Consider the following 20,898-nt stretch of genomic DNA (forward strand, 5'->3'; position numbering starts at 1 on the left):
ATCTTCCTCGCTGCGAACGCGGTCGGCGCCTTCTTCGGCGGTCCGATCGGCGATCGTTTCGGCCGCAAGATCGTGATCTGGTTCTCGATCCTCGGCGCACTTCCGTTCACGCTGGCGCTGCCCTATGCGGGGCTCTCGGCCAGCGCCGTGCTCACGATATTCATCGGCCTCATCATCTCCTCGACGACGTCGTCGATCATCGTGTTCGCGCAGGAACTGGTGCCGCATCGCTTCGGCATGATCTCCGGCGTGTTCTTCGGCGTCGCGTTCGGCATCGGCGGCCTCGGCGCGGCCGCGCTCGGCAAGCTCGCCGACTACACGTCGATAGAGTTCGTCTATCAGGTCTGCGCGTTCCTGCCGGCGATCGGTTTGCTCGCGGTGTTTTTGCCGAATATGCGGCAGGCGAACGGGTCGTGAATGGCGAATAGGGAGTAGCGAATAGGGTGGTCGGCAATCCATTTACTATTCGCCACTCGCCATTCGCCTTTTCTCAACCACTTGTTAGCAATTGAGCCGAGGACGCCACATTCCCGCGCCCGCGGTCGCCTCGCTCAGAGAAAATCAACCTTAAAAATTAGGGTTAAGTGCCGCTTAAGAATTTGGTGGCAAGGTCCACGCGTGGGTTTCTTGAATGTGAGGCTTTTCCTATTCGCCTCACCGGCCAAAAGGATGAAGCCAATGCGTAGCGTTAAGTATTTTATGGCCGCGGGTGCGGCCTCGCTGATGTCGACCGCGGCTCTTGCCGCCGACATGCCCTCGATCATGCCCCCGCCGCCCGCCATGTACGCCCCGCCGCCCGTCGATTTTGGCGGCTGGTATCTGCGCGGCGATATCGGCTTCAGCAATCAGAGGGTCAATGATGTCAGGCTGTCGGACCCGACGGCCTATTCGGGGCTCACCAGTTTCAACGAGACAACCGACTTTGACACCGCGGGCACCTATCAGGTCGGCGTCGGCTATCGGTTCAACAACTGGTTTCGCGCCGACATCACCGGTCAATGGCGCGGCAATGCCAACTTCAAGGGTACCGATCTCTTCACCTTTCCGTGGGGTGGCAAGACCGCAAGCGGTATCGACAACTACAACGCCAGCAAGTCCGAATTGCTATTCCTGGCCAACGCCTATGCTGATCTCGGGACATGGTGGTGCGTGACGCCGTTCATCGGTGCCGGTATCGGTACCGCACGGGTGTCGATCAACAACTTCACCGACACCGGCGCCAACAATGCGAACTTCACCCCCCTCGGCGTCCCCGTCGTGAGCGGACCTCCGGTGGCGAGCTTTGCGAGCGCCGCGGCGGGTTCGAAGTGGAATTTCGCCTGGGCAATCCACGCAGGCCTCGCCTACCAGGTCACACCGAACCTGACGCTTGAAATGGCCTATCACTACGTCAATCTCGGTGACGGCGTCACCGGCGTCGTCTCGACCTTTGATGGTTCGTCCGGCGGACACGTCTTCAACTTCCACAACATCACCTCGAACGACGTGTCGCTCGGCCTGCGCTGGAACTTCGATCAGCCCGCGCCGATGCTGCCGCCGCCGCCGCTGATGCGCAAGGGTTGATCCGGCCTCTCACCTCTTAACACCGATTAACGGCGCGGGAGCTTCCCGCGCCGTTTTCGTTTGCGCGCATGATTCGGATTTCCTGCGCGAAGGCGCCGATGAAGTCCGTGCGATAACGATTGGTTAGGGTTAACGAGCGATGATCGCCTTCATAGTCGGTGTTCGATTAGGAGCGTTGCGATGCGCAGGTTGTTGTTGGCGGCGGTGATGTTGGGCGTGCTATCGAGCGCGCACGCAGCCGACATGCCTGATTTTCTGCGCGGCAGCTTCACCGACGGCTTCTCCCACACCAGGGTGAACTGGGAGGGCTTCTATATCGGCGGCCAGGGCGGGCTCGGCACGTCCGACATGAATTTCACCGGCGCAACCCGGAGCGTGGCTGCGCATCTGCTTGTCAATACCGCGGTCGAGGCGGGCGGCGGCGTCGCCGAATGGCCGCTCGGTGGCAAGGTGTCCGTGCATGGCAACGGGTTCGGTGGATTCGCCGGCTACAACGAGCAGTGGGACGACATCGTGATCGGCGCTGAGCTCAGCTACATGCACGGCAAGTTCGGCGGCACGTCAACCGACAGCATGTCGCGAGTCTTCGGCGCCAGCGGCGGTTACACCGACAGCGTGACCTACGAATCGACGGCGAGCATGAATATTTCCGACATGGCCACGGCGCGGCTCCGCGCCGGCTATTCTGTCGGCTCGTTCCTTCCTTACGTGTTCGGCGGCGTTGCGCTCGGCCAGGCCGACATCATCCGCACCGCGCATATTTTTGGCAATCAGGTCAACGCGAACGCGGCGCCCGGCTTTACCAACATCCCGTTCGATCTCTCCGCCACCGATGCCAAGAACAGCCATTTCATCTACGGCTATTCCGGCGGCCTCGGCATGGATGTGATGCTGATGTCCTGCCTGTTCCTGCGCGCGGAGTGGGAATATGTGCGCTTCACGTCTCCCATCGATACCAACGTCAATACCGTCCGTGTCGGCCTCGGCTACAAGTTCTGATCGCGCAGGTCGGCGCGCCGCGCCGCCCTGTTGACAGCTTCGCGCCTGCCTGTTGCTCTGTCGCATCGACGGAGCGACGGCAGGCATGAAGATCTACGGCGACGGCAAGTCCGGCAATTGCCTCAAGGTGAAATGGGTCTCGGACCGTCTTGGGCTCTCCTACCAGTGGATCGAGATCGATACCCTGAAAGGGGGCAGCCGCACCCCTGAATTCCTCAAGCGCAACCCCTGGGGTCAGGTGCCGACGGTCGAACTCGACGACGGCCGGACGCTCATGCAATCCAATGCCATCATCCGCTATCTCGCGCGCGGCAGCGATCTCATCCCCCAGGAAGACTTTGCGGCCGCCAAGATGGATGAATGGCTGTTCTGGGAGCAGTACAGCCACGAGCCCTACGTTGCGGTCTGCCGCTTTCAAATGGCCTATCTCGGCAAGAAGGCATCCGAGCTCGATCCGGAGAAGGTGAAGCGCGGCTATGCGGCGCTCGATCATCTTGAACGCCATCTCGGCCAGGGCCGCTTCCTTGTCGGCGGCGCCTTCTCGCTCGCCGATGTCGCGCTCGCGGCCTACACGCGCGTTGCGCATGAAGGCGGATTTGACATGGATCGCTATGTTGCGATCCGGCGCTGGATCGGCGAGGTCGAGGCCAGCCTCGGCTTGCCATCCATCACGCATCAACAAACGTGAAGATGACCGCAACTTCTCCCGTCACCATCCGTCCCGCCCGCCTCGATGACGTTGCCGCCATCATCGCGATGCTCGCCGACGATCATCTCGGCCGCGCCCGCGAACGGCTCGAGGATCCGCTGCCGGCCTCTTATTGCGAGGCGTTCGAGCGGCTGAGCCGCGATCCCAACATCAACCTCGTGGTGGCGGAGGAGGGCGGCCGCGTGGTCGGCTGCCTGCAACTCTGCATCCTGCCGGGCCTGAGCTCGCAGGGCACCTCGCGCGGCCTGATCGAGGACGTGCGCGTGGCCTCCGACCGCCGCAGCCGCGGCATCGGAGAGCAGCTCGTGCAATGGGCGCTCGGTGAGGCGAAGGCGAGGGGCTGCAAGCTCGCCGAGCTGCTCACGCATCACACCCGCGTCGACGCGCAACGCTTCTACGAGCGCCTTGGCTTTGCGAAGAGCCACATCGGCATGACGATCCGATTCTAGCTTTGGAGCAGGGAGAACGACGATGTCGGCCATCAATCCTTTGACGGCGATTGCCGTGGTGCTGGCGACGGCCGCGACCGACGCCGTTTACGTGATGTTTACCTCTGCGGTCGTGGCGCGCAAACGCGTGCCGGCGGCGACCTGGAGCAGCGTCTGGTATCTGCTCTCCTCCTTTGCGGTCATCAGCTACACCGAGAACTGGGTCTACGTAGCCTTTGCCGCCATCGGCTCCTGGATCGGCGCCTATGCGTCGATGACCTTCCTGCACCGGCCGCCCGGCGGCGGGACGCCGCTCGGCGCCTCGCCGGAGTGACGACGCGCAAGTTTATTCCTCGCGCGCGTCGTTTCTCGGAAAGAACCTGCTGATTGCGCATCAACGCGCTGTGAGTCCCACAAAGCTCCTTGACGCAGGCTTGCGATTCCCATATTGGCAGCGGCGGGACACCTCCCCCCAACGGGAGGCTTACTATCTGGAAGGGTAGACAATGCCTGCAGCGAAGCCCGCTCAGCGGCCGACCGTGCCGCATTTTTCTTCCGGCCCCTGTGCCAAGCGCCCCGGCTGGAATCCCCAAAACCTCAAGGACGCTCTCCTCGGCCGCTCGCATCGCGCCAAGGTTGGCAAGGCTCGCCTCAAGCAGGCGATCGAGCTCACGCGCGAAGTGCTGGGAGTGCCGGCCGACTACAAGGTCGGCATCGTGCCGGCGTCCGATACCGGCGCGGTCGAGATGGCGCTGTGGTCGCTGCTCGGCGCACGCCCCGTCACCACCATCGCCTGGGAATCCTTCGGCGAGGGCTGGGTTTCCGACATCATCAAGGAATTGAAGCTCAAGGAGGTCACCCAGCTCCACGCGGGCTATGGCGACATCCCTGATCTGTCGAAGGTCGATTGCGACACCGACATCATCTTCACCTGGAACGGCACGACCTCGGGCGTGCGCGTGCCCGATGCCGACTGGATCAAGGCCGATCGCAAGGGGCTCACGATTTGCGACGCCACCTCCGCCGCATTCGCGCAAGCCCTCGACTGGAAGAAGCTCGATGTCATCACCTTCTCCTGGCAGAAGGCGCTCGGCGGCGAAGCGGCTCACGGGATGCTGGTGCTCAGCCCACGCGCTGTGGAGCGGCTTGAAACGTATAAGCCCGCCTGGCCGCTGCCAAAGATCTTCCGCATGACCAAGGGCGGCAAGCTCAACGCCGGCATCTTCGAGGGCGAGACGATCAACACGCCGTCGATGCTGTGCGTCGAGGACTATCTCGACGCGCTGAACTGGGGCAAGTCGATCGGCGGCTTGAAAGCGCTGATGGCGCGCGCCGACGCCAACACCAAGGTGCTGGCGGACTGGAAGGCGCGGACGCCCTGGATCGATTTCCTGGCCAAGGATCCCGCGATCCGCTCCAACACTTCGGTGTGCCTGAAGATCATCGATCCGGCGATCACCTCGCTCACGCCCGACCTGCAGGGAGATTTCTGCAAGAAACTCGTCGCGCTGGTCGAGAAGGAGAATGCCGGCTTCGACTTCGCGCATTATCGCGATGCGCCGGCGGGCCTGCGCATCTGGTGCGGTGCGACGGTCGAGGCGAAAGATGTCGAGCTATTGACGCAATGGATCGACTGGGCCTTCGCCGAGACCAAGGCAGCGCTGCCGAGGGCGGCTTGATCGGTCTCATCGTCATTCCTCGTCATGGCCGGGCTTGACCCGGCCATCCATCCAGGAAGATGGACCCGCGGATCGAGCCCGCGGGTGACGATTTGAAACCAATCTTCATCAGGGATCGCTCCCATGACCAAACCCAAAGTTCTCATTTCCGACGCCCTTTCGCCGGCTGCCGTGCAGATCTTCAAGGATCGCGGCGTCGAGGTCGATTTCCAGCCCAATCTCGGCAAAGACAAGGACAAGCTTGCCGAGATCATCGGCAAATACGATGGACTTGCGATCCGCTCCGCGACGAAGGCGACGGCCAAGATCATCGAAAAGGCGACGAAGCTGAAGGTGATCGGCCGCGCCGGCATCGGCGTCGACAATGTGGAAATACCGGCCGCGACGGCCAAGGGCATCATCGTGATGAACACGCCGTTCGGCAATTCGATCACGACCGCCGAACATGCGGTCACGCTGATGCTCGCCTTGGCGCGCGAGATCCCGCAGGCCGATGCCTCCACGCAGGCCGGCAAGTGGGAGAAGAACCGCTTCATGGGCGTCGAGATCACCGGCAAGGTCCTGGGCGTGATCGGCTGTGGCAATATCGGCTCGATCGTTGCTGACCGTGCGCAGGGCTTGCGCATGCGCGTGATCGCCTTCGATCCCTTCCTGTCGCCGGAGCGCGCCAAGGACATCGGCGTGGAGAAGGTCGAGCTTGACGACTTGCTCAAGCGCTCCGACTTCATCACCCTGCACACGCCGCTCACCGAGAAGACCAGAAACATCATCGATGCGGCGGCGATCGCCAAGATGAAGAAGGGCGTCCGCCTGATCAATTGCGCCCGCGGCGGCCTCGTCGACGAGCAGGCGCTGGTCGATGCGCTCAATGCCAAGCATGTCGCTGGTGCGGCCTTCGACGTGTTCACCGAGGAGCCGGCGACCTCGAACGTGCTGTTCGGCCATCCCAACGTGATCTGCACGCCGCATCTCGGCGCCGCCACCACCGAGGCGCAGGAGAATGTCGCGCTGCAGGTCGCCGAGCAGATGTCGGATTATCTGTTGCAGGGCGCGATCTCGAACGCCGTCAACTTCCCGTCGATCACCGCGGAAGAAGCGCCGAAGCTGAAGCCGTTCATTCAGCTTGCCGAAAAGCTCGGCTCGTTTGCCGGCCAGCTCACCGAGACCGGCATCGTCAAAGTGCAGATTACCTATGAGGGGCATGTCGCCGAGATGAAGATCAAGGCGCTGACCTCGGCGGTGCTGTCGGGCCTGCTGCGTCCCATGCTCGGCGACGTCAATGTCGTGTCCGCCCCGGTCGTCGCCAAGGAGCGCGGCATGGTCGTGGACGAGGTGACGCGCGCCGCGCAGAGCGACTATGAAAGCCTGATCACCGTGACGGTGACGACCGAGCGTCAGGAGCGCTCGGTCTCGGGCACCGTGTATCATGACGGCAAGCCGCGGCTGGTCGACGTCAAGGGCATCCGGGTCGATGCCGAGTTCGGCAAGTCGATGATCTATGTGACCAACGAGGACAAGCCGGGCTTCATCGGCGCCTTCGCGGGTCTGCTCGGCGACGCCAAGATCAACATTGCGACCTTCCATCTCGGCCGCGTCAAGCAGGGCGGCGATGCCATCGCGCTGGTCGAGGTCGACGGCGCGGTGCCGCCGGCGGTGCTCGCCAAGGTGCAGGCGCTGCCCCAGGTCCGCCAGGCCAAGGCGCTGGTGTTCTAACGCTCTCCGCGGTCATTCCGGGTTCGATGCTTCGCATCGCCCCGGAATGACGGGGCCATAGCGCATGACGCCCATCATATTCCGATCTGCGGAACTACAGCGCGCCGCCTCCGGCAAAACCGGGGCGGCGCACGTCGTTTTGTTGTCGCTTGCGGCAAAATGTGTGTACGGTGACCCTCATGACACGCCACAACTGGCTATCCGAGAAGGGAGAGAAACATGCGTGACGCCGTAATCGTTTCCTATGCGCGCACCGGGCTCGCAAAATCCGCCCGCGGCGGATTCAACATCACCCCGCCGATGACCATCGCGGCGCACGCCATCAAGCATGCGGTGGAACGCGCCGGTGTCGACAAGGACTATGTCGAAGATTGCTATCTCGGCAATTGCGCCCATGGCGCCCGCAACATCGGCCGCGAGGCGGCATTGCTTGCCGGAATGCCGAAGAGCACCGCCGGCGTCTCCGTCAACCGCTTCTGCTCGTCGGGCCTGCAGACCATCGCGATGGCGGCGAACCACATCCGCGCGGACGGCGCCGACTGCATCGTCGCCGGCGGCGTCGAGAGCATCTCCGCGCCCGCCGGCGGCATGCCGAAGGAAGCGCAGGATGCCGAGCTCCTGAAATACGCGCCCGACATCTACATGGCGATGATCGACACCGCCGACATCGTCGCCGAGCGCTACAAGCTTAGCCGCGAATATCAGGACGAGTTTTCGCTGGAGTCGCAGCGCCGCATGGCCGCCGCGCAGCAGGCCAACAAGTTCAAGGACGAGATCGTCCCGATGAAGACCAGGATGAAGGTCGTCGACAAGGTGACGAAGGCCGAGAGCATCGTCGACTACGTGGTCACGCGCGACGAGTGCAACCGTCCCGACACGACGATGGAAGGCCTTTCCAAGCTCGAGCCGGTGAAGGGGCCGGGCAAGTACATCACGGCCGGCAATGCCAGTCAGCTCTCCGACGGCGCCGCCGCAGTCGTGCTGATGGAAGCCAAGGATGCCGAGAAGCGCGGGCTCGAACCGATGGGCCGCTTCGTGTCCTGGGCGATCGCGGGCTGTGAGCCCGATGAGATGGGCATCGGCCCGGTCTTCGCCGTGCCGAAGCTTCTCAAGCGCCAGGGCCTGAAGATCGACGACATCGACATCTGGGAATTGAACGAGGCCTTCGCCAGCCAGTGCCTCTATTGCCGCGACCGGCTCGGCATCGATCCCGCCAAGTACAATGTCAATGGCGGCTCGATCGCGATCGGTCATCCCTTCGGCATGACCGGCGCGCGCCTCACCGGCCATATCCTGCAGGAAGGCCACCGCCGCAAGGCCAAGTGGGGCGTCGTGACCATGTGCATCGGCGGCGGCCAGGGCGGCGCGGGCTTGTTCGAGATTTATTGAGAATGCGTAGGGTGGGTTGAGCGAAAGCGAAACCCACCGCTTCAGCGTCGATGGGTTTCGCGTGCGCTCAACCCGCCCTACGAACTTTACCACCTACGATTCTCGCGCGTAACCCAAAGTCTTTCGTCATTGCGAGGAGCCAACGGGTCCGCGCGAATGCGCGGCCCGATGACAGGCTCCGCGACGAAGCAAATCCATTTTCCCGCGATTCGGGTTGACCGTGGATTGCTTCGCTGCGCTCGCAATGACGGCAGAGACGCGAGCCGCCACCTCCGCCCGTTTCCGTCCGTGCTCGGCCGCACGGAAATCTGATTCGAACCAACTCACTTCCTGTCCGTCTAAGCCATTAATGGGGGTGTGACTTCAGCCGGCTGGCATCGCCAGCGCGGGTGAGGGCGCTTGCGCAGCCGCGAGCACCCTGCAGGAGGGATAGATGCGTCTGATTACCAATTGCCTTACCACATCGGGTCTCGTGCTGGTGACGGCCTTTGCCGCCGCGCCGGTCAGGGCCGCCGATCTCGACGCGACATCGACCGTCGACGCCGTCACCGTCTATCCGGACGGCGCCAGCGTCACGCGCGTCATCACGCTCGACCTGCCGTCGGGCGACAATACGCTGGTGGCGAAGGATTTCCCGCCGCTCTTGGACAAGTCCTCGCTGCGGGTCGAGGGCGAGGCGGGCGCGAAGCTCACGATCGGCGCCATCGATGCGCGGCCGCCAAAGCCCGTGCCGCCGGTCGAGCAGGCCGAGATCGACAAGCGCATCGAGGCGCTGAAGGACCAGCGCGCCGATCTCAGCGGCGCCATTGCCGCAGCCGTAGCGCGGAAAAAATTTGCGGAGCGCTTTGCTCAGGACTCGCCGGCCGGACTGGGCGAAAAGGGCGAGGCGCGTCCGCTCGCCGAATGGCGCGCGGCCTTCGCGGCCGTGGCGGAAGAGGTCGCGAACGCCGACACCGCCGTTCGCGAGGCGCAGCGCAAGCAGCGCGAGATCGATCGCCAGATCGCGCGGCTGAAGTCGGACCGCGACGTCACGCCGCCGGAAAAGCTCGAGGTCCGGATCGACCTTGCCGCGGCAGCGGCCACCAAGGCGACGCTGCGGGTCACCTACTCGATTCCGAATGCGCGCTGGACGCCGATCTACGATGTTCGCCTCGACACCGGTTCGAAGGACCGCAAGCCGTCGCTTGAGCTGGTCCGCCGCGCCGAAATCATCCAGTCGACCGGCGAAGACTGGTCGAACGTCGTGCTCGGCGTCTCCACCGTTCGCACCGCGCGCGGCGGCGATGCACCCGATCTTGGCACGCTCGTGGTGCAATATCCGCAAGCCCCGCGTTCCGCCCCTGCCGGCGGCCTTGCGGATCGGAGGGCGCCCGGTGCTCCGAGGGAAGATGCGCTGAGGGCGCTGCAATACTCGCCGCCTCCGCCGCCCGAGCCTGCCGGCGAGAAGCGCGCCGAGGAGCAGGAAGCCTCCGCCGAGGTCGCCAGCTTCCAGGCCGCGTTCAAGATTCCCGGACGCGTCAGCGTCGGCGCCAGCGAAGGCACAAAAAGCTTGCGTATCGCCAGCATGACGGTCACGCCCGATCTCGTGATCCGCTCGACCCCGGTGCTCGATCCGACCGCCTTCCTCGAAGCGAGCTTCGTACAGGGTGACACGGCGCCGCTGCTGCCGGGCAAGGTCTCGATCTACCGGGACGGTATGTTCGTGGGGCGCGGCACGATTGTCGCCGCCGGCAAGGACGAGACTGTGCGGCTGGGCTTCGGCGCCGACGGCAAGGTCAAGATCGAGCGCGCGGTGCTCAGGCGTAACGAGGGCTCGGCCGGGCTGATCGTCACCTCCAGGACCGACCAGCGCGCGTTCAAGACCACGATCCGCAACGGCCACGATTTCGCAATCAAGGTTGCGATCGAGGATCAATTGCCGGTCAGCGAGAACGAGGAGATCGCGGTGGAGATGCTGCCATCGACGACGCCGCCGACCCGGACCAATGTCCGCGACAAGCGTGGTGTGCTGGAATGGGCCTTCGAAGCCAAGCCCGCCGAGGTCAGAGAGATCAACTTCGCCTGGCGCGTACGCTGGCCCAAGGACAAGGGCGTCGTGATGGTGCCCGCGGGCTGATGGCGGTCGGCAAACACAGGGCGGCCGCATTTTGTTGGCGCATGATCCCTCGGGTCGAGCCCGAGGGCATGCTTTTCGGAAAACCGCTACACACTTTTCCGGATCATGCGCTGACGGCCGCCCGCTTTCGGAAACCCCGCCGCGGATAAATACGTCGAATGTGATATTGCTCACGCAGCTAGCGCCGCCGTGAGGCTATCACTCGTTCCAAAGAGGGGTGTTAGCCGGGGTTGGCCGGCACTACACTTGGCCTGTTCAATTGGGGTCCTGCCAATGAAACGACTTTTCTCCGCTGTTGTCGCCCTGATCGGCCTGACCGGCGTCGCTGGCGCCGGGCAGGCGCCGGTTGCCGTCGTCGAGGACGTGCAAGGGAAAGTCACCGGCGCCGAGCTCATGGACTATGTCGTTCCCGGACAGGTCATCAAGCTTGGCGCGGGCGGCTCGATCACCATCGGCTACATGAAATCCTGCTGGCACGAGACCATTTCCGGCATCGGCACCGTGATCATCGGCACCGAAGCGAGCGCGGTGCACCTTGCAGAGTTCAAGGCCGGCAAGGTGCCCTGCGATTCGAGCCAGGCCGAGCGCATCGGCAAGGAAACCAGTGAAAGCGCAGCAACCGTGGTGCGCGGCCTGGAGGCAGGGCCGCCGCCGCTGGTGCTTCATGGTCAGTCGCCGATCGTGGCCACCTCTGAACGCGGCAAGCTCGTGGTCGAGCGGACGGACGTGAAGGGCGAGCGCTACGAGATCGACCTCGCCAAAGCGCGGCCGGTGCGCGGCAGGTTCTATGATCTCGCCAGAAACAACATCGTGCTGAAGCCCGGCGGCTCCTATGCGATGACGCTGAACGCGAAGCACACTGCCATCGTGGTCGACGGCAGCGCCACGCCCGGCTCTGGCCCGGTGATCGGCCGGCTGGTGACGCTGCAATAGCGCATGAAGGCCGTCAGGCGCGATGCTGTCGCTGTTCTGCTCATTGCCTTGCTGAGCGGTACTCTATCGGCGCTGCCGCCGGTCAGCCTGGTGCATGGCTGGTCGATCGACATCCTCACCGCCCTGCGCTGGAAGCTCATGGGCGCGCGCCGCGATCCCGCAGCGGCGCCGGTCGCGGTGATCGCGATCGACGAAGAGACCTACGACACGCCGCCCTTCAAGAGCACGCCGACATCGGCCTGGACCACCGAGATCGGCCGCGTGCTGAACGCCGTGCTCGATGGCGGCGCCGAGGTCGCGGGCTTCGACATCGTCTTCGTCAATTCGATCGAGCAGTCCGAAATGCCCTTTGGCGACGACATCCTGGGTGCGAAGCTGCGGGGCTTCGATCGTCCGTTCCTGTTGTCGCTGCGGTCAGGTGCGGCCGCCGGCAAGGTCCTCCTCGGCGAGTGGCTGCGCCCCGATGGCGATATCTTGCCGGCGCCCGGGCAACGCATCGCCGTCCGCCAGCAAGAGAACATTAGGCCGCTCAACGTCTATACCGACCCCGACGATGTCGTCCGCCGCGTGCAGCTCACCTTTGCCGGCAAGCAGAAGCCGATCCGGTCGATGGCGCTGGAGCTCGCCTCGCGCGCCCTCAAGGCCCAGCCGGTGCTCGACAAAGACGGCAGTCTCGGGCTCGCCGGTTACCGGATTCCCGGATCCGTCGCGAACACGATGACGCTGAATTTCAACGGCGGCGCCGACGACATCCCGACCTACTCGCTCGCGGACCTGCGCGCCTGCGTCGAACGCGACGACAAGGATTTTTTCCGCCGGCACTTTGCCGGCAAGATCGTCATCTTCGGCACGCTGACTGATATCGAGGACCGCAAGCTGACCTCCAAACGCTTCGCGACCGCCCCTGACCAGGCCAACGGCCCGCGCTGCGTGCTGCCGCAGGTCAAGCCCGTTGCGGCGAAGTTCAGCACCGACAAGATCGCAGGCGTATATATCCATGCAACCGCGATCGACAATCTGATCGGTCGCGACGCGCTCGTTGAGCTCGGCGAATGGCCGACCATCGTGATCGCGATCGGCTTTGCGCTGCTCGCCGCTCTTGCGGCGCGATGGTTGGTGCCGCTTGCCGCAGGCGCGGTCTATTTGGGCATTGCCGCGATCTGGACCGCGGCTGCCATCTTCGCGTTTTCGAGGACGTGGGTGCTGCCGCTGACCGAGCCTTTTGCGGCAGGGCTCGCCGCGCTGCTTCTGATGATCGCCTATCGCCTGGTCGTCACCGATCGCGGCCAGCGGCTGTTGCGCCGGAGCTTTGCGCTCTACCTCGCGCCGCAGGTGATCGATCAGATGCTGGCGTCGAACAAATTGCCCGCGCTCGGCGGCGAGACGCGCGAGGTCACGGTGTTCTTCTCCGACCTCGAAGGCTTCTCCTCGATCTCCGAGAAGATGACGCCGACCGAACTCGTCGCCTTCATGAACGAATATCTTTCCGCGATGACCGACATCATCGAGACCGAGGGCGGCTATGTCGAGAAATACATCGCCGATTCCATCGTCGCGGTGTTCGGTGCGCCGGTCGATGACGCCGATCACGCGCACCATGCGGCTAGCGCCGCGCTCCGCTGCCGTGTCCGGCTCAAGGAGCTCAACCGCACCTCGCCCGCCTTTCGCGGCCTGAACGTCGCCCATCGCATGGGGCTTAATTCGGGCGCCGCGCTGGTCGGCAACATCGGCTCTCGCCGGCGTTTCAATTATTCCGTGATGAGCGATGCGGTGAATGTCGCTTCGAGGCTCGAGGGCGCCAACAAGTTTTACGGCACGACCATCATCGCCTCGGAGACGACGGTTGCGGCGACCTCTGCCGCCTTCACCTGGCGCGAGCTCGATGCGGTGCGGGTCAAGGGACGCGTCACGCCGCTGAAAATCTACGAGTTGGTCGCGGAGGCGGGGCAGGAGACTTCGGCACAGCAGGAAGCGGCAAGCGCCTATGCGACAGGTCTGAAGCACTGGCGGGCGCGCGAGTTCGATGCCGCTGTGACAAGCTTTTCGCGCGTGGCGGAGTACGACAAGCCGGCCGCATTGTTCCTGAAGCGGGCGAACGAACTAACGAAGCGCCCGCCCGATAGCGATTGGGAGCCGGTCGCTTCGCTGGATAGCAAATAACGCACCGGCGTACGCGAACTCGCGGCTCGTCGATTCGACCAAGACTCATCCCGCACTAGCTGTTCGGCCCGCGATCCATGCTGACCGGCTGCCAGCGCTTCAACTTGGTGTTCTGCAGCACCGACGGATTGACGCAGCTCACTGGCCACATCCCCTGCAGCACCAGTGACAATTCGTAGCCGACCCGCCGCTTGCGCGCTTCGTCGAAGCGTGCGGAAGCGGAAGCGACATGCGCGGTCAGCGTCGTGTTTTCCATGCGCAGCATCGGATTGTTGTGCGAGGGCGGCTCCGTCTCCAGGACGTCGAGCGCGGCGTGCGCGATCCAGCCTTCCTGCAGCGCCTTGATCAGCGCTTCCTCGTTCACGGTCGCGCCGCGTCCGGTATTGATGAAGATCGCGGTCTTCTTCATCTGCCTGAAATGGGCTTCGCCCAGCATGTGATGCACTTCGGGCCGCGCCGGCGCGTGCATCGACACGAAATCCGATTGCGACAGCACCTCCGATAACGTCGCCGGCATCACGCCATGGTCATACATCAGCGTTTCCTGGATGAAGGGGTCGTAGGCCATCAGGCGGAGCCCGAATGGCGCCGCGCGTTTCGCCACCGCGCGCGCGACGCGGCCGAAGGAGATGAGGCCGAGCGTCTGGCCCATCAGCCGTGGAATCTTCAGGAGCGCTGGCCGGCCCTCGCTCCAGCGGCCCTCGCGCACCATCTTGTCCTGCTCGACCAGCCGGCGGAAACCGGAGAGCAGCAGCATCATGGCATGGTCGGCGACTTCCTCGATGAAGGTATCGGGGATGTTGGTGACGGGAATGCCGCGCGCGGTCGCGGCCTTGACGTCGACCGAGTCGACACCGACGCTGCCAAGCGTGATCACCTTGCAGTTCTCCAGCGCGTCGATGACCGCTTTCGTGATCCGCATGCCCTTGGCGTAGATCGCGTCCGCACTCTTTGCAGCGGCGATGAACTCGGCCTCGTTGGCCGGCGCCTCGATGATCTCGGCACCTATCGCATCGAGCGCCTCCTTCTCATAGGCGTAGCCGCCGCCCGCCACCGTGAAACTCGCGCCCTTCGGCGTCACCACCCTGAACTTCGCCATTCATCGCTCCCGATTTTCTTAAGGTCTGTTGGACCCTCTTTTTGGCCGTCTCGCGCGGCCATCCTGCCGGTCTCATCCATCAAAGCATGGCCGCACGCCGCTCGGCTAGGCCCGGAACGCAATCAAGGATTGCGCCGAGCTCGGGTGAATCAGAGTGGTAGCGAAATCCGCCCATGGCGGTCTGCCGGGTGCGAACTTTTACGGATCGGGCTGTAACAAACCGGAAGGGAATTCACTCTATCGTGAGCTGAATCATGCGTTAATCGCCCCGCCTACGGTCTGAACTCCCGGAGTATCCCTGTGAAGCTCAACAATCTGACGATTGCGCCGAAACTCGGCATCCTGCTCGGCGTCACGCTGATCGGCCTCTGCATCGCCGGAGGTCTTGCGGGCTACCTGATGCAACAGGAGATGCTGAACGCCCGCATCGATCAGACCAAGGCGATTGTCGAGATGGTTCGCAATATGGCGGGTGAGCTCAAGAAAGAGGTCGATGCCGGCAAGCTCACCAAGGAGCAGGCGCTCGCCGAGCTTCGCAAGCTCGGCAACGCGATGACCTACGACAAGGGCTCGGGCTATATCTACGGCACCACCTATGACGGCATCACCCAGATGTCGCCCGACCCGAAGCAGGTCGGCACCAATCGCATGGATGTGGTGACCAACGGCCGCAAGCTGTCGCGGGAAATCATGGACGGCGTAAAGGCCAATGGCGAGATCCTGCTGCGCTATGAATATGTGAAGCCGGGCCAGAGCACGCCGATCCGCAAGATCGGCTATGCGGTCGCCGTTCCGGGCTTCGACATGTATATGGGCACCGGCGCCTATCTCGACGACCTCGACGCCAAGCTTCGGCCGATCGCCTGGGTGCTCGGGCTCGCCATCCTCGGCATCGCCGCGGTTTCCGGCGGCATCGCCTGGTTCATCGGTCGCAGCATTTCCAGGCCCCTTGCGCTGCTTGGCGCCCGCATGCAGGACCTGGCCGACGGCAAGCTGGAAGGCGAGATCGCAGGCGTCGGTCGCGGCGATGAGGTCGGCAAGATGGCCGCCACCGTTCAGGTCTTCAAGGACAAGCTGGTGCGCATGCGCGAGCTGGAGAAATCCGAGGCCGAGACGCAGGCCCGCGCGGCGGCAGATCGCCGCACGGCCATGGAAAACCTTGCCGGCGATTTCGAGCGCAGCGTCAACGGCATCGTCCGCACGGTGTCGACGGCCGCCGCCGGCATGCAGACCACGGCGCAGTCGATGACCTCGACCGCAAGCGATGCCAGCGCCCGCGCGGCCAATGTCAGCGCTGCCTCGCAGAGCGCCTCCAGCAATGTTGGCACGGTTGCCGCCGCGGCCGAAGAGCTATCGAGCTCGGTCTCGGAGATTGCACGACAGGTGGCGCGCTCCAGCGAGATCGCGAGCAAGGCGGTCGGCGACGCCGAGCGCACCAACGCCACCGTCCAGGTGCTGTCCACCGGCGCCGAGAAGATCGGCGAAGTGGTGAAGCTGATCCATTCGATTGCAGCGCAGACCAACCTGCTTGCGCTCAACGCCACCATCGAAGCGGCCCGCGCCGGCGAGTCCGGCCGCGGTTTCGCCGTGGTCGCCTCCGAGGTGAAGGCACTCGCCAACCAGACCGCGAAGGCGACCGAGGAAATCTCCGGTCAGGTCGCCGCCATGCAGCAGTCGACCAGCGATGCGGTCGCCGCCATCAACGGCATCACGCAGACGATTGCCCAGATGAGCGAGATCACCTCGAGCATCTCGACCTCGATCGAGCAGCAGGGCGAGGCGACCCGCGAGATCGCCCGCAACATCCAGTCGGTCGCGGCCGGCTCGAGCGAGATCAACGCCCATATCGGCGGCGTCACCACCGCCGCAGAGGCCACCGGCAAGGCGGCGGGCGAAGTGCTGTCCAATGCGCGCGAGCTGGACAATCAGTCCGGCATGCTGCGCAGCGCCGTCGACGGCTTCCTCACCAAGGTGAGGGCGGCGTAACCCACCCTACGATTTCTAACCCACCTACGACTTCCCCGAACCCTGGCGCGAGGCGATGATCACGCCGGCGAGCACCAGCACATAGCCGATGACGTGAAACGGCTTCAGCTCCTCGCCGAGCAACACGATCGCCATCACCGAGCCGAACACCGGCACCAGATGCAGGAACGGCGCTGCGCGATTCGGGCCGATCAGCGCAACGCCGCGGTTGAAGAAGGTATAGGCGAGGGTTGACGCGAACACCACGACATAGCTCAGCGTCGCGGCCGTGAGCAGGTCGGCCTTGGGCGGAAAGCCGCTCACATATTCCCAGATCGCGAACGGGATCAGCATCACCGCGCCGCAGCCCATGGTGAAGGTGACCAGCGACAATTGATGGATCACCGGCCGGCGCGTCACCAGCGCGGAATAGAGCCCGAACGACGCGACCGCGCCGGCAAACATCAGATCGCCGCGGTTCAGTCGGATCGCAGCGAGCGCGGTCACATCGCCGCGCAGGATGATGGTGAGCACGCCGAGAAGCGAGATCACGATGCCGGCGAGCTGCGCCAGAGTGAGCCGCACGCCGAACAAGACCAGCGCCCACAGCGCGACGAACAGCGGCCCGGACGACTGGATCAAGAGCGCGTTCAGCGCAGTTGTGTATTCCAGCGACCAGTAGGACAGCGCGTTGTTGAAGGCAAAGCCGGTCGCCGACAGCATGAGCAGCAACGGTAGTCGCGCCCGCATCGTCGGCCAGTCGCGTTTCAGATGATCCTTCGCGAACGGCCAGAGCAGGATGAACGAGCCGATCCAGCGCACGCAGGACAGCGTCATCGGCGGCACATGGCCCGCCACATAGCGCGCCAGCACGATATTGCCGGCCCAGATCAGCGAGGTCAGGCTGAGCAGCAGATAGGGCTGGTTGTTGAGCCAGCCGAGCGGCGAATGAGTTTTGGATTTTTCCGACAATGCGGGACGGTTCGTGGCTTTGAAGCAATGATGCCGTTGTGCCTGAAATGCCGTGCGCGACAAGGGTTCGTCGTGTATTGCTGCCATGCGCCAATAATCATCGCTGTCATGCCCCGCCAAAGCGGGCATCCAGTATTCCAGAGGCGTCCCATGTGAGCATGGCCGGTCGCTGGAATACTGCATCGCCCGGTCGAGCCGGGCGACGATACCGAGCAAGCCGTTTGCAATTCAAATCACGCTACGACTTCTGTGGACCCGATCGCGAGATCTCGCCTCTACCTGCGCGAAGCGACGTAGACGCCGGCCAGCACCAGGGCAAAGCCGATCAGATGGGAGAGCTGCGGATGCTCGCCGAGAAAGACGATCGCCATCACCGAGCCGAAGACCGGCACGACGTGGAAGAACGGCGCGGCGCGGTTGGCGCCGATGAGCTGCACGCCGCGATTGAAGCAGAGATAGGCGACGATCGAGGGAAATACCGAGACGTAGAAGATCGAGAGCAGGTTCGGCGCATCGAGCGCCATCACCGGACGCGTCATCAATTCAAGGATCAGGAGCGGGATCAGGCAGGCCGCGCCGGCGCCAAAGGTGAAAGTCGCAAAGGACAGGCCATGAATGGCCGGCCGCTTCAAGGTCAGCACCGAATAGAGCGAAAAGATCACCATCGCGACCAGGAAGATCAGGTCGCCCTTGTTGAACCGAATGTTCGACAGCGTGGTGAGATCGCCATGTGTCACGATCACCAGCACGCCGGCAAGCGAGAGCAGGATGCCGATCGCCTGCGCCAGCGTCAGCCGCACGCCGAGCAGGATCAGCGACCACACCGCGACCACGAGGGGACCGGCGGATTGCAGGAGCAGCGTGTTCAGCGCCTGGGTGTACTCGAGCGCCCAGTATTGCAGCGTGTTGAAGATGCCGATGCCGGTGATCGAGACCAGGATCATGACACCGAGCTTGCCGCGGATCGCGGGCCAGTCGCGCACCAGATGCTTCCAGGCAAAGGGAAGCAGCAGCAGGAACGCGACGCTCCAGCGCAGGAACGCCAATGTCACCGGCGGAATGTGACCGGCGGCGAACTTTCCCACGATCGCATTGCCGGCCCAGCACAGCGCGGTGATGCACAAGAGAAGACGCGGCTGGTTGGCGATCCAGTAGGGGGAGGCGAAGGAGCGCGCGTGCGCGGTTTGGTCGGAGGCGGACATCGTGAGCGGATTTGCGATCAGGCTTCCAATGCGCCTCGGCACCCGCCCGGGCGCCTGCTCCGGGCCGGCCTGTGCCCGGCTTTCCCACAGACACGGATTCCGTGCGCCGTTCAATGGGGCCGGATGCATCGCGACCATGCGCGGAATTGCGCATATGACGCCTATAGCTCGCTGCCCGGCTATCACGTGAACGGCGCGCTGACGTTAGGGGAGAACGTCGCCAACAATGCCGGGTGCCGACGGCACCTTGCGTAACCAGAGTTCGGTCGTGATGGCCTTTGAGGTCAAGCCGGGCGAGGCCATGTATCTACCAAAGGATGAGCGGATTTCGCTGTGGCAGGCCGATCGCGACGTTGTCTGCCCCGGAAAGGCCCCATAGCCGCCTTATGGCAGTTCGAAGTGACGCGAGGGGCGAGATTTTACAGGGGATATCAAGGGGTTGGGGACGGTTCCAGGGTCGTACGGGAGGCCCTTCTTGCTTGCCTAGATCAGCCGCTTCCTTTATCCGGTTAAGCGCCTCGCATGCGAGCGGCCCCGGCCGTGATTTTGAGCTGGGCGCATGAACCCGGAAAAAGCGAGCTCCAAAGTTGAATTGTGGGGTGTGGAAGCGGTTTCCGTGAGGGTTCGTGCTCGTGTGAGTGAAGGATTGCAGAGGGATTAGTCCAGGAATGGCCAACGTTGTCGTCGTCGGCGCCCAATGGGGCGACGAAGGAAAGGGCAAGATCGTCGACTGGTTGTCGGAACAGGCCGATATCGTTGTGCGCTTTCAGGGCGGCCACAATGCCGGCCATACCCTCGTCATCAATGGCGAGACCTACAAGCTTGCGCTGTTGCCCTCGGGCGTGCTGCGTCCGTCGAAGCTCGCGGTGATCGGCAATGGCGTGGTGTTCGATCCCCAAGCCTTCCTCGACGAGGTGGCGAAGCTGAAGGGGCAGGGTGTTGCGGTCAGCCCCGATAATTTGAGGATCGCCGAAAACGTCACGCTGATCCTGCCGTTGCATCGTGAGCTCGATGCGTTGCGCGAAAGCTCGAATGCGGTCACCGCGATCGGCACCACGCGCCGCGGCATCGGGCCGGCCTATGAGGACAAGGTCGGCCGCCGCGCGATCCGGCTGATGGACCTTGCTGACCTCGACACGCTGCCGCACAAGATCAACCGCCTGCTGGCGCACCATAACGCGCTGCGGCGCGGGCTTAACCTGGAAGAGATCGACGGCAAAAGCATCCTGCGCGAGCTCAGCGATATGGCGCCCAAATTGTTGCCCTATGCCGAGACGGTGTGGCGGCTGCTCGACCTGAAGCGGCGCGAGGGCAAGCGCATCCTGTTCGAGGGCGCGCAGGGCGCGCTGCTCGATGTGGATCACGGCACTTATCCCTACGTCACTTCGTCTAATACGGTTGCGGCGCAGGCCGCGACGGGAACCGGCATGGGCCCGAGCGCGGTCGGTTATGTGCTCGGCATCTGCAAGGCTTACACCACAAGGGTGGGCCAGGGCCCGTTTCCGACCGAGCTGCAGAACGAAATCGGCGAGGAGATCGGCCGCCGTGGCCGGGAGTTTGGCGTCAATACCGGGCGCAAGCGGCGCTGCGGTTGGTTCGACGCGATGCTGGTGCGGCAGACTGTCCGCACTTGTGGAATTAACGGACTCGCGCTGACCAAGCTCGATATTCTCGATGGCTTCGATTCGGTCGAGGTCTGCACCGGCTATCGACTGGACGGCAAGGAAATCGATCATCTGCCGGCCGGCGAGGGCGCGCAGGCCCGGGTCGAGCCGATCTATGAGACCATCGAGGGCTGGAAGCAGCCCACCGCCAACGCCCGCTCGTGGGCGGACTTGCCGGCCCAGGCGATCAAATATGTCCGGCGGGTGGAGGAGTTGGTGGGTTGTCCTATCGCCTTGCTTTCCACCAGCCCGGAACGAGAGGATACTATTCTGGTGCAGAACCCGTTTGAGGCTTAACGGGATATTA

The 20,898-nt window shown here is 63.8% G+C and carries 17 protein-coding genes; 14 read left to right on the plus strand and 3 right to left on the minus strand.

Features of this window, described 5'->3' with window-relative positions:
* From VKR55_RS27940 to VKR55_RS27995, 12 genes are all read left to right on the plus strand, one after another.
* Positions 1-417 (plus strand): MFS transporter (locus tag VKR55_RS27940; RefSeq protein ID WP_324408518.1); only part of this gene is annotated, 417 nt, incomplete at its 5' end.
* A gap of 261 nt (positions 418-678) precedes the next feature.
* Positions 679-1,563, plus strand: coding sequence for an outer membrane protein (locus VKR55_RS27945; protein ID WP_324408520.1), 885 nt, complete (start codon positions 679-681; stop codon positions 1,561-1,563).
* Between the two features lie 180 nt (positions 1,564-1,743).
* Positions 1,744-2,562, plus strand: a complete 819-nt coding sequence (locus VKR55_RS27950; RefSeq protein WP_324408522.1) for an outer membrane protein — start codon at positions 1,744-1,746, stop codon at positions 2,560-2,562.
* 85 nt (positions 2,563-2,647) lie between these two features.
* A complete protein-coding gene (locus VKR55_RS27955) occupies positions 2,648-3,250 on the plus strand; it encodes a glutathione S-transferase family protein (RefSeq protein ID WP_324408523.1) in 603 nt (200 codons plus the stop codon).
* A 2-nt stretch (positions 3,251-3,252) separates the two neighbouring features.
* Complete coding sequence (locus VKR55_RS27960; protein ID WP_324408525.1) at positions 3,253-3,720, plus strand: GNAT family N-acetyltransferase; 468 nt, start codon at positions 3,253-3,255, stop codon at positions 3,718-3,720.
* 22 nt (positions 3,721-3,742) lie between these two features.
* Positions 3,743-4,033: a hypothetical protein gene (locus VKR55_RS27965; protein ID WP_324408526.1), complete on the plus strand. Its 291-nt coding sequence runs from the start codon at positions 3,743-3,745 to the stop codon at positions 4,031-4,033.
* 172 nt (positions 4,034-4,205) lie between these two features.
* A complete protein-coding gene (locus VKR55_RS27970) occupies positions 4,206-5,378 on the plus strand; it encodes a phosphoserine transaminase (protein WP_324408527.1) in 1,173 nt (390 codons plus the stop codon).
* Positions 5,379-5,501: 123 nt separating this feature from the next.
* The gene (gene serA / locus VKR55_RS27975; RefSeq protein WP_324408528.1) at positions 5,502-7,091 is read left to right on the plus strand and encodes a phosphoglycerate dehydrogenase; all 1,590 of its coding nucleotides are present in this window, start codon (positions 5,502-5,504) and stop codon (positions 7,089-7,091) included.
* Between the two features lie 219 nt (positions 7,092-7,310).
* The gene (locus VKR55_RS27980) at positions 7,311-8,480 is read left to right on the plus strand and encodes an acetyl-CoA C-acyltransferase (protein WP_324408530.1); all 1,170 of its coding nucleotides are present in this window, start codon (positions 7,311-7,313) and stop codon (positions 8,478-8,480) included.
* A 433-nt stretch (positions 8,481-8,913) separates the two neighbouring features.
* Positions 8,914-10,596, plus strand: a complete 1,683-nt coding sequence (locus tag VKR55_RS27985; protein ID WP_324408532.1) for a mucoidy inhibitor MuiA family protein — start codon at positions 8,914-8,916, stop codon at positions 10,594-10,596.
* A gap of 273 nt (positions 10,597-10,869) precedes the next feature.
* On the plus strand, positions 10,870-11,529 hold the full coding sequence (locus VKR55_RS27990; protein WP_324408534.1) for a hypothetical protein: 660 nt from the start codon (positions 10,870-10,872) through the stop codon (positions 11,527-11,529).
* Between the two features lie 3 nt (positions 11,530-11,532).
* Positions 11,533-13,689, plus strand: coding sequence for an adenylate/guanylate cyclase domain-containing protein (locus tag VKR55_RS27995; RefSeq protein WP_324408536.1), 2,157 nt, complete (start codon positions 11,533-11,535; stop codon positions 13,687-13,689).
* A gap of 55 nt (positions 13,690-13,744) precedes the next feature.
* Here the strand turns inward: VKR55_RS27995 and VKR55_RS28000 are convergent, their stop codons facing one another.
* Positions 13,745-14,788, minus strand: coding sequence for a C-terminal binding protein (locus VKR55_RS28000; protein WP_324408538.1), 1,044 nt, complete (start codon positions 14,786-14,788; stop codon positions 13,745-13,747).
* Positions 14,789-15,088: 300 nt separating this feature from the next.
* Between VKR55_RS28000 and VKR55_RS28005 the strand changes: the two genes are divergently transcribed.
* Entirely contained in the window at positions 15,089-16,774 is a 1,686-nt protein-coding gene (locus tag VKR55_RS28005; protein WP_324408540.1) for a methyl-accepting chemotaxis protein, read from the plus strand.
* Between the two features lie 24 nt (positions 16,775-16,798).
* Here VKR55_RS28005 and VKR55_RS28010 read toward each other — a convergent pair whose 3' ends face one another.
* Together VKR55_RS28010 and VKR55_RS28015 are read right to left on the minus strand one after the other, a co-directional pair.
* Positions 16,799-17,725 carry a DMT family transporter gene (locus VKR55_RS28010; RefSeq protein WP_324408542.1) on the minus strand — a complete coding sequence of 309 codons (927 nt, stop codon included), beginning with the start codon at positions 17,723-17,725 and terminating at the stop codon, positions 16,799-16,801.
* Between the two features lie 275 nt (positions 17,726-18,000).
* Positions 18,001-18,927: a DMT family transporter gene (locus VKR55_RS28015; protein WP_324408544.1), complete on the minus strand. Its 927-nt coding sequence runs from the start codon at positions 18,925-18,927 to the stop codon at positions 18,001-18,003.
* 668 nt (positions 18,928-19,595) lie between these two features.
* On the opposite strand from VKR55_RS28015, the gene VKR55_RS28020 reads away from it, so the two are divergent.
* Complete coding sequence (locus tag VKR55_RS28020) at positions 19,596-20,888, plus strand: adenylosuccinate synthase (protein ID WP_324408545.1); 1,293 nt, start codon at positions 19,596-19,598, stop codon at positions 20,886-20,888.
* Positions 20,889-20,898 lie beyond the last annotated feature (10 nt).

Source organism: Bradyrhizobium sp. (assembly GCF_035309285.1).
Lineage (GTDB): Bacteria > Pseudomonadota > Alphaproteobacteria > Rhizobiales > Xanthobacteraceae > Bradyrhizobium.